Here is a 14,414-nt window from a genome sequence, read left to right on the forward strand (position 1 = left end):
CTTGTGAACTATGTCACACACTCTGCTTTTTTCACAAAATTTTCACATGAAGGAGAAGGAAGGACTTTCACAGGTTGATGAAGGCTGCGTCCATTCAACGATTAAAAAAACCGGCTCTATTTAAGAACCGGGCTCGGCATTTTCATCTTGTGATGTATGCAAATACCGCAAAAATAATTGATAGGAACAAAAGACGTTTTGCTGAAGCATAGCCAAAAAATTCATTTGCAGCTGGGGATGGTAAGACATCATTTTTTTAAATATGCAATAAGGGATATTAAGAATTAGAATGTCTGAAGTGGCATTGACTTTGATAAAAGGCGATAAATACAGCCCGCCTTTTTCATCTATCGGAAACACATCGCCTTTTTCCCACAGCGCAACGGTTTTCGAGCCTTCAGGAAGCCTCCTGTCCATAAAACGCACACTGCCTTTTAATACAATATAAACGGATTGAGAATGAAGAAAGGATGGAGACTGATCAGATGAGCCGCGGATAAACGTTCCGTTTTTCAGCAAGGTTTCCACAATCGATAGAGGCACTTCTTTAAACATAGGAAGTTGTTTCAGAAATAATAAATAGTCACACCGTTTCATAGGAAAGCCTCCTGTGCTAAGGATAGCTTTAGTGTAGCTCGATTGAGCCTGTACAGCAGTGATATATTTCACAGCTTATATGATGAATGTCACTTACCGGAAGGATGACTGCATTTATAATGACATACAAAAGGAGGATTTCGATGAAGGTGATGATTCCGAATCAGCACGGCGCATGGGCCATGCTGCTGATTCCATTTTTACTCGGGATGGTCAAGGGCGGTCCCGTTCTCTGGCATATTCCGCTCTTCCTAGGCTGGCTTTTCCTTTACTTGGCGGTTTATCCCATTACGCTCGCCTTGAAAAGGAAACAACTCAAGCCCTATCAAAAGTGGATATATGCTTACGGTTTTCCGGCTTGCTGCTTTTTGATGATTTCTGTCTTTCATAAGCCGCCGCTCATCTGGATCGGCGTTACTTTAGTGCCGCTGTTCCTCATCCATATGTATTTTGCCCGCCGAAAAAACGAACGAGCACTGATGAATGATATTGCGGGAGTCTTGTTTTTTTGTTCGGGCGGGCTTGCGAGCTGCTGGCTGGGGACGGGAATTCTTGACGGCTGGGCTTGGTTTATTCTCTCTCAATCTGCTTTATTTTTTATCGGGAGTTCCTTTTATGTGAAGTCGGTCATCCGGGAGAAAAGAAACAGAGGATTTGCATACTGGTCATGGGGCTATCACCTGCTGCTCCCTTTTTTATCCGCTCTTCTCGGAGCAGGATGGGCATTTCTTGCTTTTATCCCAAGCAGCTTGCGGGCATGGTTTTTTCATGGAAGAGATTGGCCCGCGAAAACGATCGGCATTTTGGAAATCGTGAATGCCGGCTTCTTTTTTGCCGTCATGTGCATGTTCATCACAAGATAAAAAAACAAGGACAGCGGTGTCCTTGTTTTTTAGTCAATATTGCAAATCTCCAGCGGACAATTTTCACACTCGATCTCGCATCGCAAATAGTCCAGCTTGTGCAAAATAATTTTTCCGGATTCGTCTATTGAAATGACCCCTTGTTTGCGGAGATCTCCCAGCATACGGTTTACACTTTCTCTTGCCGCCGCGCAGAACTTTGCCAAATCCTGATTTGTCAGCACAATGTTAATCAGAATGCCGTCGCTTCGTTCCACCCCATAGCTGTTTGATAAGCGGATAAGGGTGGAGTAGAGCGCTCCCTTTTTGCCGTGAAGAAGCAGATCCCTGATTTTGGACTGGATTTTCCGGAGGTGGGAGCTCATCCATTTCATAAATTCAAATGTCAAAGCACCGTTTTGGATTAATTCCTTTTCCAGCTTGTTCTTATTAATGACGAGCACCTCGCCATCCTCCAGCACTTTTGCACTGAGCATATACCTTGGCTCCTCGGTGAAAAGTGTTAATTCACCGACAATATCATGCTTTTGGCAGATTCTAAGCGTCAGGTCTTTTCCGTCAGATGTCAGCTTGCCGATTTCAATGAGTCCTGATTGAATCAGATAAAGCTCTTCTGCATCCATTCCTTCCCGAAACAAATACGTGTGTTTTTCCATTTTTCTTTTCGTGCTGATTGATTCCAGCAATTCATGGAGATCGCTGGAGATCAAATCACTATCAGATGGTCGAACAGAGAGAAAATTCATGAGCTCACCTCGAAGAAAGTCACGTTGCGTATGTTTATTGTAACGTGACTTGATTTGCACTCACCCAGAAAAAACTAACAATCTTGTGAATGGATCATTATGAATCAAGACTCTGACTGTTTCTCTCCGTGTGCGTTTTCATTTTTTGCTGCCAATACATCCATATGACAAGGACAAAGCTGGCTAACGCTACTTCAGAAAGCGCCATAAAGCCGATCGCGTATTGGCCTGTTGCCTGAAATACACTCGCCAAAATCAGCGGAGGGAAAAATCCTCCTAATCCGCCCATGGCAGACACAATACCATTTGCAATACCCGCTTGCTTCGAAAAATAGAAAGGCACGAGTTTAAAAACGGTCCCGTTTCCTATACCTGAGCAGACCGCCACCGTTAATGTTCCAAACGTATAAAGGCCGATCGTCGGTGAGAACGATAAGATAATGCCTGATAATGTAAGTCCCGCAAAAACGACCATCAGGATGCGAAGCGGGCTTATTTTATCAGCCAGAAATCCGCCTGCAGGCCTGAGCAGCGTTGATACGGCAATAAAGCCAGCTGTCCGCAAACCGGCATCCGCCGGACTCAGCCCAAAATGTTCTGCCAGAAAGTTCGGCAGATAGATAGTGAAGGCGACAAAAGCGCCAAACGTAATAAAATAAAACAGGCTCAAAAACCACAGCACATGATTTCGGTAAACGGCCTTGATTTGAGTTTTCACGGAAACATTTACTTTCTTCTCATGCCGATCACCGAACAAAACGTGCAGCAACGCGAAAAACGCCAGCAAAACCAGATACATCTGGACAGTTGCTTTCCATCCCGCAGCTTGAGCGATTACCGGCGCGGCAAATGTGGTAATCGCGGTTCCAATGTTTCCGGCTCCGTAAATCCCATTGACGACACCGTGCTTTTCTTTCGGATAATATTTCGGAAGGGATGTCACCCCAATGGAGAACACCGCTCCCCCGATCCCTAAGAAAAAACCGCCTGCGATTAAATCAAATAGTGAGTTTGCGATACTGATCCAAAACACAGGAAACAAAAGCAAGATGAAGCTGATCATAAACATCAGCCGCGCGCCAAACCTGTTCGTTAAATACCCTAAAGGAATGCGGAGAAGCGACCCGAGGATAACGGGAATCGCCGTCACCAAAGAGATCTCGCCTTTACTCAAATGAATATCTAATGTGATTTGAGAAATGAGTGATGAAATCAGCACCCACACCATAAATCCTGCCACTAAGCTTAATGACTGTAACGATAATTGAATGTGTTGACGGTTGATCATTCGGCTTGCCCCTTTCAATGATTCAATATCAGTCTTATCATACAAAAACCCGGCAAACAGGATTGTGAAATACATCACACGTTCTACCCATAAAAAAAGGACAAAGCCCGAAGACTTTGTCCTTTCGTCATCATTACATTTTTTCCGGAGCCGATACGCCGATCAGCTGAAGCGCATTGTTCAGCGTAATTTGCGTTGCCTTCATTAAAGCGAGGCGCGCGCGGCTTTTCTCTTCATTTTCTGGATCGATGACTTTCTCCGCGTTGTAGAAGCTGTGCAGAGCAGATGCCAGATCATAAATATAGTTTGTGACACGGTGCGGAATTCGTTTTTCCGCCGCTTCCGCCACTGCCTCAGGGAAGCCGCCGATCGTTTTCAGCAGGTCATATTCTTTTTCTGATTGAATAGGGCTGAAATCAAGATCCGCCGCCGGCTTAAGCCCCTGCTCTTCTCCTTGGCGAAGCATGCTGCAAATACGGGCATGTGCGTATTGTGCATAATACACAGGGTTTTCGTTAGATGTTGATACAGCAAGATCCAAGTCAAAATCCATGTGCGTATCAGCACTGCGCATCGCGAAGAAGTAACGCACGGCATCCAAGCCGACTTCTTCAATCAGGTCGCGCATCGTTACCGCTTTACCCGTCCGTTTGCTCATTTTCATTTTCTCGCCGTTTTTGTAAAGGTGAACGAGCTGAATGATTTCCACTTCAAGCGTTCCTTTTTCATAACCAAGCGCTTCGATTGCCGCTTTCATGCGCGGGATATAGCCGTGGTGATCGGCGCCCCATACGTTGATCAGCTTATCAAAGCCGCGGTCAAGCTTGTCCTTATGGTACGCGATATCAGGAAGCAGGTACGTGTACGTGCCGTCCTTCTTGATCAATACGCGGTCTTTATCATCGCCGAACGTCGTGGAGCGGAACCAAGTCGCACCGTCTTCTTCATAGACATGGCCTGTTTCTCGAAGTGCTTCAAGCGCCGTGTCGATTTTGCCGTTTTGGTACAGTGACGTTTCGGAATACCACACATCAAATGGCACACGGAAGTTTTCCAAGTCCTTGCGCAGCTTTTCCAGTTCGTATTTCAGGCCGTATTCACGGAAAAATGCGAGGCGTTCGCTTTCCTCTTCGTTGACGAATCGGTCGCCGTATTCCTCAGCGAGACGCTTTCCGATCGCAATGATATCCTCGCCGCGGTAGCCGTCCTCCGGCATCGGTTTTTCCAAGCCGAGCGCTTCAAAGTAACGAACTTCCACAGAAAGCGCCAAGTTGTTGATTTGGTTTCCGGCATCGTTAATGTAGTATTCGCGGCTCACATCGTAACCCGCTTTTGACAGCACATTGCACAGAGAATCACCGACAGCCGCACCGCGGGCATGGCCAAGGTGAAGGTCTCCCGTCGGATTTGCTGATACGAATTCGACTTGAACGCGTTCACCGTTTCCGATGTTCGTTTCTCCGTATGCTTCCCCAGCTTCCAATACAGATGGAATCAGCTTCGTTAAATATTGATTATTCATATAGAAATTGATAAAACCCGGGCCGGCGATATCGAGCTTTTCGATTGAAGCCTTTCCTTTATCAAAAGAAGCGACAATCTCTTCAGCAATTTGGCGAGGCGCTTTTTTCGCGATTCTGGCAAGCTGCATCGCCATATTTGTTGAATAATCTCCGTGTGTTTTATCTTTCGGTGTTTCTAAAACGACATTAGGAATCTGGCTTTCTTCAGCCAGTCCCGCTTTCAGAACGGCCGCTTTGATTTCTTCTTTCAGCACGTCCTTCATTTGTTCCGCAATGTTCATGCGTGAGTTCCTCCCTCATACGTGATCGTCATATTATGTAAATGCTGCTGCTCGTCTCCGACATGCATGTCATATGCGATGCTGATTCGGCCTTTTTCTTCACTGAGATCAGATTGAATCGATTTTGTGCTTGTTTCCAGCTCAAGCTCACCAAATGACATTTTATATTTCGCAATTGTGGAAGCTCCCGTTATGAAACGCTGATTCATTTTAACAGCGCCTGACCTCATGATCAGGACTTCGCCTTCGCTCACCTTCACAATCGTTTTTACTTTGCCTAGGTCGTGTTCTTCATAATAAGATAGATACACTTTTTGTTGTTTTACATAGTAAAATCCGGTAGTACGGAATTCGATGACTTCCTCATTTCCGTCATCCTCGATCACAGACTTCACATGGAGTGTTATCGGTGTCTCTTGTTTCATTTTGACACGTCCTTTTCATCATTCCACTTTGACTTGAATAGTATAATCATTCAGTTTGTAAACTTCAACTGCTTCTATCTTACCATCATTGCTCATTAGATTTGAAGATAAACCTCATAAAAAGGAGTTCCTTATGAGAAGAGAAAATCATATCACTAATTGCCCACAGGAAATGTTACATTTTTCTGAAATCTATCATTTTGAATTCACATTTTCTTCAAAATATATGTATTGAAATGGTAATTTAATAGTTTTATGATAAAAGCACAACATAGATCTGCTAGAAAAAACAAAAAAAGGGAGGATTCAATTATGAAAAAAGCTATTATTGTAGAAAACAAAGGTTGTGCAACATGCTCGATCGGAGCCGTTTGTCTAGTGGACGGTCCTATCCCTGATTTTGAAGTTGCCGGTGCAACAGGTCTATTCGGTCTTTGGGGATAAGGTTCTCCAAAAAGGGCATAGTCATTTCTGCTATGTCCTTTTTAAGTAAATTACAATTTTTAACTAAAATCTACCTCTTGGTTATACATACACAATTGTTTTTCATTTGAATCACATGTATAGGGGATGGTATTTTGTTTATAGAGCAGATGTTTCCATTTATTAATGAAAGTGTAAGAGTTCACCAGCTTCCTGAGGGCGGCGTGTTAGAAATCGACTACTTGCGCGATAATGTCTCCATTTCAGACTTTGAGTACTTGGATCTTAACAAAACGGCTTACGAGCTTTGCATGCGAATGGATGGGCAAAAAACGGCTGAGCAAATTTTAGCGGAGCAATGCGCGGTGTACGATGAATCACCGGAAGACCACAAGGACTGGTATTACGACATGCTCAACATGCTCCTCAACAAACAGGTCATCCAGCTTGGAAATCAGGCCGGCCGCCACACCATCACCACGAGCGGAAGCAATGAGTTTCCGATGCCGCTGCACGCCACCTTTGAGCTGACACACCGCTGCAATTTGAAATGCGCCCACTGTTATTTGGAAAGCTCACCGGAAGCGCTCGGCACCGTGCCGATTGAGCAGTTCAAGAAAACGGCTGATATGCTGTTTGACAACGGTGTATTGACTTGCGAAATCACGGGCGGTGAAATTTTTGTCCATCCGAATGCAAATGAGATTCTTGACTATGTGTGTAAAAAATTCAAAAAGGTCGCTGTCTTAACGAACGGAACACTCATGCGAAAAGAGAGCCTGGAGCTTTTGAAAGCGTACAAGCAAAAAATCATCGTCGGCATTTCTCTCGATAGTGTGAATTCCGAAGTCCACGACTCCTTTAGAGGGAGAAAAGGCTCTTTTGCCCAAACTTGTAAAACGATAAAATTGTTGAGTGACCACGGTATATTTGTCAGAGTCGCTATGTCCGTTTTCGAAAAAAACATGTGGGAAATCCATGATATGGCCCGGAAGGTTCGAGATCTCGGGGCGAAGGCGTTCTCTTACAATTGGGTTGACGATTTCGGAAGAGGCAGAGATATCATCCACCCCACAAAAGATGCCGAGCAGCACCGCAAGTTTATGGCATACGAGCAACATGTCATTGATGAGTTTAGCGATCTGATTCCGATTATCCCTTATGAGAGAAAACGCGCGGCCAATTGCGGCGCCGGCTGGAAGTCTATCGTTATCAGCCCGTTTGGAGAAGTACGTCCGTGCGCGCTCTTTCCGAAGGAATTTTCATTGGGAAATATTTTTCATGATTCCTATGAGAGCATCTTTAACTCCCCTCTCGTCCATAAACTGTGGCAAGCGCAAGCGCCGCGGTTCAGCGAGCATTGCATGAAAGACAACTGCCCGTTCAGCGGCTATTGCGGAGGCTGTTACTTAAAAGGGCTGAACTCTAACAAATATCACCGGAAAAACATTTGCTCCTGGGCGAAAAATGAACAATTAGAAGACGTGGTCCAGCTTATTTAGGAGGGAAACGCTTTGTCACCATCACAAAGAAGAATTTTACTGTATATCCTATCATTTATTTTTGTCATCGGCGCAGTCGTCTATTTTGTCAAAAGCGATTATTTATTTACGCTGATTTTCATTGCCATTGCCATTCTTTTCGGGATGCGCGCGCGGAAGGCTGACTCGCGATGAGCATTTTGGATATACACGGTGTATCCGTTTGGTATGAACGGGACAACGTCATCTTAGAACATGTGGATTTACAGTTAGAAAAAGGCGCTGTTTACGGATTGCTTGGGGTGAACGGCGCCGGAAAAACGACCTTGATTAATACGCTGACAGGGGTCAACCGCAATTTCAGCGGGCGCTTTACACTGTGCGGCATTGAGGCTAATGCCGGCATGCCGCAGAAAACATCAGATCAGCTGAAGACTCAACGATACTTCGCCGCCGATTATCCGCTGCTGTTTACAGAAATTACGGCGAAGGACTATGTGTCTTTCGTCCATTCGCTTTATCAAAAGGACTTTTCAGAGCAGCAGTTTGCCAGTTTGGCCGAGGCCTTTCATTTTTCAACATACATCAATAGAAGAATTTCGGAGCTGTCCTTGGGGAACAGGCAAAAGGTTGTGTTGATGACAGGCTTATTGCTGCGCGCTCCCCTGTTTATTTTGGATGAGCCGCTCGTCGGTTTGGATGTGGAATCGATAGAGGTCTTTTATCAGAAAATGCGCGAGTACTGCGAGGCAGGCGGAACCATTTTGTTTTCTTCCCATCTGCTTGATGTCGTGCAGCGATTTTGTGATTATGCGGCCATTCTTCACAACAAACAGATCCAAAAAGTCATTCCGATTGGAGAGGACACCGATTTGCGGCGGGAATTTTTCGAGGTGATCGGCCATGAGTAACCTATTTCCCACCATGTCTCTGCTGTTCAAACAGCTGTACAGCCGGCAAGGGAAAAAGGACGTCATCCGCATTGCCGCAGGGCTTACGATTCTGGCCGTATTTGAAATTGGGCTGATCCGCCAAGCCGACATTGACGAATCGGTGCTGGGAAAAACGTATATCATACTTGCGCTTCTTTTGATGAACGCGTATATGGTGTTTCTTTCCGTGACATCACAATGGAAGGAATCTTATATGAAGCTGAGCTGCCAGCTGCCAATTTCTTCACGGAACTTTTGGCTCGCTCAGAGTGTCGTTCTGTTTGTCGACACCTGTTTGAGAAGAACGTTATTCTTTTTTATTTTACCGCTGTTCTTATTTGGAAACGGAACGCTGTCTGGGGCGCAAACATTGTTCTGGCTCGGCCGGTTTTCGTTTTTTACCGTTTACTCAATTATTTTCGGAGTTGTGCTAAGCAACCATATCGTCAAAAAGAAGAACTGGATGTTTCTGCTGCATGCGGCGGTATTCGCCTGTGTATGCCTCAGCACCGCTTTTGCGCCGGCGGTTACGATCCCGCTATGCGCTGTGCATATGCTGTGGGCGGTGATGATTGACTTTCCTGTCTTTCTGCAGTCGCCTCTGCAGCAGAGTAAGATGCATTCTTTTTTGCGGAGATCTGAATTTTCGTTTTATAAAAGAGAATGGAACCGATTCATCTCCTCTAAAGCGATGCTGTTAAATTACGTGGTGATGGCGGCGTTCAGCGGCTTCTTTTCGTTTCAGATGATGAAGACCGGCATCTTCAATCAGCAAGTGATTTATATTGTGGTTTCCGCCCTTTTGCTGATCTGCTCGCCGATCGCTCTTTTGTATTCGATTGAAAAAAACGACCGGATGCTGCTCATCACGCTTCCGATTAAACCGAGAACGATGTTTTGGGCGAAATATCGTTTTTATTCTGGCCTGTTGGCAGGCGGATTTCTCCTTGTCGCTGTCATTGTGGGCTTTATCAGCGGCCGGCCGATTTCGGCCCTCACTTTTGTGCAGTGCATGGAATTGCTGCTGGGGGGAGCGTTTATCCGGTTAACCGCGGATGAAAAAAGGCCGTCCTTCAGCTGGCAGACGGAGCAGCAGCTCTGGAGCGGTTTCTCAAAATATCGGTCTTATCTGTTTTGTCTTCCCCTATTCATAGCCACGTTAGCCGGCGCCGCTGTCTCCTTGGCGGTTATTCCGATTGCCGGGCTGATCATAGTCTATTACCTGCAAAAACAGGATGGTGGTTTCTTTGATACAAGCAAAAGAGAACGGCTTGGAAGTTAACCTGCTGAAGACTCATCAATTTTCAACAATCTCAATCGCCGCGAGCTTTCTGAAGCCAATCGAAAGCGCGGCGGAGCCTGAAGAAGAAACAATCTATTTTTACGGCGCGGCCGCACATCTGAAGCAGCAAATCATCGACGCTTTCGGTTATGCGGCCGGCAGCCGCTTCATGTATTCAGCGAATCTCTTTTTTGACCAGCAGCTGAAAACTTGCGGAACCCGTTTGATTCACCCGTTATATGACAAGAATCTTCATGTTGATGCCCTGATAAAAACATTTGCAGACATGTCCTTCCCTTCTTCTCTTGCAGCCGATGCTGTTGAAAAGGCAAAGGATGAACTGCTGCTCAAAATCGAAAAGAAATTCGCTGACCCCTTCTCTTACTCCGCAGCACGCTTGGCGGAAGAGGCCTTCGGAAACCCGATGTACGGCACTGCCATGTTTGGGCGAAAAGACAGGATACAAGCAATCCACCCTCACCGGTTTTTAGATGCAGCTGACTTCATCGTTGATTTATTGTCGCAGCATAAACAGCTGAACATATTGGGACAGATACAAGCATGTGGTATCCCGGAACAAGCAGCACAAGCCACCTCCTTGACAGCCGGAAGGATCCTCGTGAACCGGCAGTTTTTTGAAACAGAGACACGCAGTGCAGCAGGCCCTTCTGTCTTGACACTCGGATTCGACTGCGGGGAGATGAAAAATGCCAGCGATTATATCAAAATCCAGCTGATAGACGGATTACTCGGAAAGTATGGACATTCCGCTTTATTCAAGCATTTCCGCGAGAAGGACCTGGCAGTCTATCACGTCATCACCCGTTATGACGTCATGAACAATCTGCTGCTTGTTTCTATATGTACGGATCAGCTTCATGAAAAGGAGATTCCCCCGCGCGTTTTGGAAGCTGTCTCACATTTTCAAGTGAATGAGCGGGAACTAGAACAAGCCAAGCAATTTTTACGCAATGAAATGCTGCTGCAGTTTGATTCTCCCGAAGGACTTTTGTCCTATATGGGGATCCTGCGCCGCTTCTCCTGCACGAAAGAAGACTTGGTGGACGGCATCTCGGCGGTGACATGCCGTGATGTAATGCAATTCATAGCGACTATCCATTATATCGGAGCTCATGTAGTAAGGGGATGAAGAGATGGACAAGAAAGCTTTTTTTCAGCATCTGGATGAACGAACCGATATCAAATACACAGACAGCGGGCTGAAAATATTCAGATTGAAATTCCCCCGCGCCCATCTGCGGCTGTGTAATGTGAAAATTGATTTTGGAAGCCGTGATGTCTGCGTACGGTCAGAGTGCGGTGACACGATGCTCCCGTATGGCACAGCGCATTTTTTAGAGCATCTTCTCTTCTGGCATAACGGCCGCAATCTGTACAGTGATTTTTTTGCGCACGGCGCGCTTTTAAACGCGTTCACCACCTACACCGATACCAATTTCATGTTTACCTCATTGCCAGAGCGGCTCAGACAGACGATCCCCATCCTGCTGGATGCGTTATGGAACCACTCATTTGATAAGAAAATGATCACTCAGGAAAAAGCTGTGATTACAAGCGAAATTCAAACAGCACTCCTCAATCATCAGCTCTCTTACCATTATCAGCTGATCAGCATGCTTTCTCCCGCCTCACCTGCCGCCGTCTTCCCCGCGGGCAGAACCGAGGACATTGAGGCGCTGGACATTCGCGATTTACAGAAAGCCTACAAGGCCGCCTATCAGCCCCAGCGGATGACGCTGTTTTTGCTCGGAGGCTCAGAAGACACGGAAGACCTTTTGCCTCCCCGCTTTCGAATAGAAAAGCGTCCAGATCATATAGCAAATAGAACAATCATCTCCGCATGCCCTCCACCAGCTCTTTCACAAAATATAGTGCTGGGTGATGAGGAGCAGATGGAAAACACATGGACCGGGATGCAGATCGGCGCACTTCCCGGGCAAAACGATCTGTTGACGGCAAAGCTTTATTGGGACATTGCGTCTCGAATTTTATTTCAATTAGATTCACCGTTTTTTCAGGAGATTCAGCAAACATACCGTCTGGAAATCGATCGCTTGTCAGCCGAGGCTCACCTTTATGAGGATGGCGGTTTTTTGATCCTGCACAGTCAAGGAGCGCATTCTTCAGCTTATATCGATGTTGCTTCCTACTACGTCAAACAGCGAAAAGAACAGATTGCGGACTGGCTTCAATACGGCAAGGATTCTTTGACGGACGCCATCATCTATGACAGCGATTATGTGCGTAAGTGCTTCGAATGGGCAGCCGAGTGTGACCGGTGCAATTGTTCATTTCTCGACATGTACGGCATCATTCACGAAATGAATACCCAGGATTTCTTATTTCTCATTGATGCGTTGGCATCCTCCAACAAAGCGGTCATTCACGTTTCTCAGAAAGAGGCGATCGGACAATGAAAAAAGGCACTGTCTTTACCATGTTATTGATGCTTGCAGGTATGGCGGCATATTCCTTCGGCTGGGTTCAGACCGTCGCCGAAGCCGCTGCCCAATATGTACAAATGATTGATAACGATGCTGTGCGGCTCGGTCTGCTGGCTTGTATCGCTTCCGTCCTGATGCTGCCCGCTTTTCTCTATCTTCACTATGTCACCCAATCCGTGAAAAACATGACAGCAGCTTTTCAGAAACTCACACAGTCTCATCAAAGCTGCTGCGACTTCCAGCAACATAGATTGTGCAGCAGCTATGCCAACGATGTCAAAGCGCTGCGTAACAGCTATAAAAACGTCCGCCAAACATACGTGATGGCTGCTGTATTATGCCAAGTCATCATATTCGGATGCATGTTCGAAATCGTCAAGGCCGTCCCTTTCCGCTTTCACACGCCCCTTGCCGTATCAATGGGACTCGCGGTGTTACTGATTTTGTATTTATTGTATTTTATGCGGACGTACTTGCTGCAGCTTTTCCAGCATGGCAGCCTGTTCAAAAAAGTGCTTGCGGGAGCGCTGACAGGAGCTGGGGTCTGGTGGATGCTCAGTTTCACCATAAGTGAACTGCTCTTTTTGATCATCCTGGCTGCCATCCAGCAGATCGGCTCATTTATTTATAAACGATTGTCTTATCGCAGCTCTGCTTCTCTCGATCTATGAAATCGCTACATTGCAATCGCAGACGGGCCCGCGCCAACCGGGATCACCGCCACAGCTGTATAATCGCTCGTGCGGTACACGGTCACGGTATTGTCGTCGGGCTGTGCTGCATAAATGTACTGATTATCAGGTGTTACAGCGAGATCAGAGACGCCGGGGAGAGAGGCAGTTGTTATAAAGGTATGCTGCGCTGTATCTACGACAGTGAGATTCTCCGGGAATGCCTCAAAATAGGGCTCAAGGAAAAACGCACGAGTCCCGTCAGCAGAAAAAACAATTGTAATTAAACCGTCAAACGGTCTGTTAATTCGTGAAGATTCGCTAAATGTTGTCAAATCTATCACAGAAACGATATTCGGCCTTAGCTCACCATTTTCCAGATAAGCAAAATCCCCTATTATCGGGGTGACAATTAAATTTGGTGTCTCAAAGTTACTTAAACTTTCGATCAGCTGTCCGGTGTTTAGGTCATATTTATTAACGACCCAAATTACAGAGTTGGTCGTATAGAAAAACTGTCCGTTAGGGTCTAGGGCAAAATCGTCCGCAGCGGGTGACACCGTGATTGTATTGGTAATGGTTTGCGAGGAAATATTAATTTCATAAATGGAGCTGCCCCCTGCGAGAATATAAGCAAATTCTCCCCCAGTTTCAAACTGGATTTTTCTTGGGGCTCCTGCAAGAGGGATGGTTTGTGTAACCGTTAATGTTTCGTTGTTAATGATCGATACAAGATTCGCATTCCTATGGAGAACATACGTATACGCTTTATTCAAGGTAACACCCAAATCAGTCGGGATATCAGATAAAGAAATGGTACTTACAAGAGTATTTACGTCAGCATCAATGACCGAAACCGTGCTGTCTCCAGTGTTTACAGTAAACACGTAAGATCGCTGATCCGGTTCGGGCACAAGCACAATCGTGCCCGTCACCGATAAAGGACTGCCATAGAATGGCGGAACGACAACAAGGTTCTCGATCGTAATGTCACTGACATCCGGGCAATCATCGGGCTCATCGGAATAATAGACGACTTGGTCAATCTCTGCATTGCGGATGACAGAAACAGACCCGTTCCCTTGTCCATATTGATTTCGCACTGGTGAGACGCTGACGAGAAGCGTAACAGTTCCCTGCAGGCGCACTGCGAATTGAACACCGATTTCATCAGGCTCAGGCCCCGTCTCAATGAAACAGCGTTCAATGACACAAGAAAGGCTGTCTGCATTCCACGTCACGTTTGCAACAGCTTCAGCCGGATCAACGACAAACCCCTCAGGCAATTCAATCGGCGCTTGAAACATCGCTTCACGGCTTGCTTCTTCCTCGCAAAAACATAAACATTCTTCTTGTGCGGCTCCTGCTTTTTCTTTAAAGGAAAGCTTGTTATTTCTCATATCTTCACTTCCTTTTCAGACATACACTGCTCACGCA

15 protein-coding genes and 1 pseudogene are annotated in these 14,414 nt (G+C 46.0%); 10 read left to right on the forward strand and 6 right to left on the reverse strand.

What is annotated here, in order from left to right; translation table 11 throughout:
- Positions 1–120: 120 nt before the first annotated feature.
- Positions 121–597, reverse strand: a complete 477-nt coding sequence (gene arfM, locus V756_RS0105735) for a Crp/Fnr family transcriptional regulator ArfM (RefSeq protein ID WP_024713843.1) — start codon at positions 595–597, stop codon at positions 121–123.
- Positions 598–740: 143 nt separating this feature from the next.
- On the opposite strand from arfM, the gene V756_RS0105740 reads away from it, so the two are divergent.
- A complete protein-coding gene (locus tag V756_RS0105740; RefSeq protein ID WP_024713844.1) occupies positions 741–1,460 on the forward strand; it encodes a YwiC-like family protein in 720 nt (239 codons plus the stop codon).
- A 29-nt stretch (positions 1,461–1,489) separates the two neighbouring features.
- On the opposite strand, the gene fnr is transcribed toward V756_RS0105740, so the two are convergent.
- From fnr to V756_RS0105760, 4 genes are all read right to left on the reverse strand, one after another.
- Complete coding sequence (gene fnr, locus V756_RS0105745; RefSeq protein WP_024713845.1) at positions 1,490–2,206, reverse strand: fumarate/nitrate reduction transcriptional regulator Fnr; 717 nt, start codon at positions 2,204–2,206, stop codon at positions 1,490–1,492.
- Between the two features lie 97 nt (positions 2,207–2,303).
- Positions 2,304–3,494 carry a nitrate transporter NarK gene (gene narK / locus V756_RS0105750; RefSeq protein WP_024713846.1) on the reverse strand — a complete coding sequence of 397 codons (1,191 nt, stop codon included), beginning with the start codon at positions 3,492–3,494 and terminating at the stop codon, positions 2,304–2,306.
- 133 nt (positions 3,495–3,627) lie between these two features.
- The gene (gene argS / locus V756_RS0105755) at positions 3,628–5,298 is read right to left on the reverse strand and encodes an arginine--tRNA ligase (protein ID WP_024713847.1); all 1,671 of its coding nucleotides are present in this window, start codon (positions 5,296–5,298) and stop codon (positions 3,628–3,630) included.
- Positions 5,295–5,723 (reverse strand): YwiB family protein, encoded by a 429-nt coding sequence (locus tag V756_RS0105760; RefSeq protein WP_024713848.1) that lies wholly within the window; start codon positions 5,721–5,723, stop codon positions 5,295–5,297. The genes argS and V756_RS0105760 overlap by 4 nt, the downstream gene beginning before the upstream one ends.
- A 312-nt stretch (positions 5,724–6,035) precedes the next feature.
- Between V756_RS0105760 and V756_RS0105770 the strand changes: the two genes are divergently transcribed.
- From V756_RS0105770 to V756_RS0105805, 9 genes and pseudogenes are all read left to right on the forward strand, one after another.
- Positions 6,036–6,167, forward strand: coding sequence for a subtilosin A family bacteriocin (locus tag V756_RS0105770; RefSeq protein ID WP_024713849.1), 132 nt, complete (start codon positions 6,036–6,038; stop codon positions 6,165–6,167).
- Positions 6,124–6,277, forward strand: a pseudogene (locus V756_RS1000000123300) (bacteriocin-like protein SboX). The gene V756_RS0105770 and the pseudogene V756_RS1000000123300 overlap by 44 nt, the downstream one beginning before the upstream one ends.
- 24 nt (positions 6,278–6,301) lie before the next feature.
- Positions 6,302–7,648 (forward strand): subtilosin maturase AlbA, encoded by a 1,347-nt coding sequence (gene albA, locus V756_RS0105775; protein ID WP_024713850.1) that lies wholly within the window; start codon positions 6,302–6,304, stop codon positions 7,646–7,648.
- A gap of 12 nt (positions 7,649–7,660) precedes the next feature.
- Positions 7,661–7,822 carry an antilisterial bacteriocin subtilosin biosynthesis protein AlbB gene (gene albB, locus V756_RS0105780; RefSeq protein ID WP_024713851.1) on the forward strand — a complete coding sequence of 54 codons (162 nt, stop codon included), beginning with the start codon at positions 7,661–7,663 and terminating at the stop codon, positions 7,820–7,822.
- Positions 7,819–8,538 carry an ABC transporter ATP-binding protein gene (locus V756_RS0105785; RefSeq protein ID WP_024713852.1) on the forward strand — a complete coding sequence of 240 codons (720 nt, stop codon included), beginning with the start codon at positions 7,819–7,821 and terminating at the stop codon, positions 8,536–8,538. The genes albB and V756_RS0105785 overlap by 4 nt, the downstream gene beginning before the upstream one ends.
- Entirely contained in the window at positions 8,531–9,841 is a 1,311-nt protein-coding gene (locus V756_RS0105790) for a hypothetical protein (protein WP_024713853.1), read from the forward strand. The genes V756_RS0105785 and V756_RS0105790 overlap by 8 nt, the downstream gene beginning before the upstream one ends.
- Positions 9,831–10,991: an insulinase family protein gene (locus V756_RS0105795; RefSeq protein WP_081719785.1), complete on the forward strand. Its 1,161-nt coding sequence runs from the start codon at positions 9,831–9,833 to the stop codon at positions 10,989–10,991. The genes V756_RS0105790 and V756_RS0105795 overlap by 11 nt, the downstream gene beginning before the upstream one ends.
- A 4-nt stretch (positions 10,992–10,995) precedes the next feature.
- Positions 10,996–12,279 carry a M16 family metallopeptidase gene (locus V756_RS0105800; protein WP_024713855.1) on the forward strand — a complete coding sequence of 428 codons (1,284 nt, stop codon included), beginning with the start codon at positions 10,996–10,998 and terminating at the stop codon, positions 12,277–12,279.
- On the forward strand, positions 12,276–12,977 hold the full coding sequence (locus V756_RS0105805) for a hypothetical protein (RefSeq protein WP_024713856.1): 702 nt from the start codon (positions 12,276–12,278) through the stop codon (positions 12,975–12,977). The genes V756_RS0105800 and V756_RS0105805 overlap by 4 nt, the downstream gene beginning before the upstream one ends.
- Positions 12,978–12,982: 5 nt before the next feature.
- Here V756_RS0105805 and V756_RS0105810 read toward each other — a convergent pair whose 3' ends face one another.
- Positions 12,983–14,377 (reverse strand): YncE family protein, encoded by a 1,395-nt coding sequence (locus tag V756_RS0105810; RefSeq protein ID WP_024713857.1) that lies wholly within the window; start codon positions 14,375–14,377, stop codon positions 12,983–12,985.
- Positions 14,378–14,414 lie beyond the last annotated feature (37 nt).

Origin of the sequence: Bacillus tequilensis KCTC 13622 (assembly GCF_000507145.1) — a bacterium.
In the GTDB taxonomy this organism is placed as follows: Bacteria; Bacillota; Bacilli; order Bacillales; family Bacillaceae; genus Bacillus; species Bacillus tequilensis.

Excerpts from the sequence above, each read along its gene's own strand:
- arfM (WP_024713843.1), bottom strand. The coding sequence starts at position 597 with ATGAAACGGTGTGACTATTTATTATTTCTGAAACAACTTCCTATGTTT.
- V756_RS0105740 (WP_024713844.1), top strand. The coding sequence starts at position 741 with ATGAAGGTGATGATTCCGAATCAGCACGGCGCATGGGCCATGCTGCTG.
- fnr (WP_024713845.1), bottom strand. The coding sequence starts at position 2,206 with ATGAATTTTCTCTCTGTTCGACCATCTGATAGTGATTTGATCTCCAGC.
- narK (WP_024713846.1), bottom strand. The coding sequence starts at position 3,494 with ATGATCAACCGTCAACACATTCAATTATCGTTACAGTCATTAAGCTTA.
- argS (WP_024713847.1), bottom strand. The coding sequence starts at position 5,298 with ATGAACATTGCGGAACAAATGAAGGACGTGCTGAAAGAAGAAATCAAA.
- V756_RS0105760 (WP_024713848.1), bottom strand. The coding sequence starts at position 5,723 with ATGAAACAAGAGACACCGATAACACTCCATGTGAAGTCTGTGATCGAG.
- V756_RS0105770 (WP_024713849.1), top strand. The coding sequence starts at position 6,036 with ATGAAAAAAGCTATTATTGTAGAAAACAAAGGTTGTGCAACATGCTCG.
- V756_RS0105785 (WP_024713852.1), top strand. The coding sequence starts at position 7,819 with ATGAGCATTTTGGATATACACGGTGTATCCGTTTGGTATGAACGGGAC.
- V756_RS0105790 (WP_024713853.1), top strand. The coding sequence starts at position 8,531 with ATGAGTAACCTATTTCCCACCATGTCTCTGCTGTTCAAACAGCTGTAC.
- V756_RS0105800 (WP_024713855.1), top strand. The coding sequence starts at position 10,996 with ATGGACAAGAAAGCTTTTTTTCAGCATCTGGATGAACGAACCGATATC.
- V756_RS0105805 (WP_024713856.1), top strand. The coding sequence starts at position 12,276 with ATGAAAAAAGGCACTGTCTTTACCATGTTATTGATGCTTGCAGGTATG.
- V756_RS0105810 (WP_024713857.1), bottom strand. The coding sequence starts at position 14,377 with ATGAGAAATAACAAGCTTTCCTTTAAAGAAAAAGCAGGAGCCGCACAA.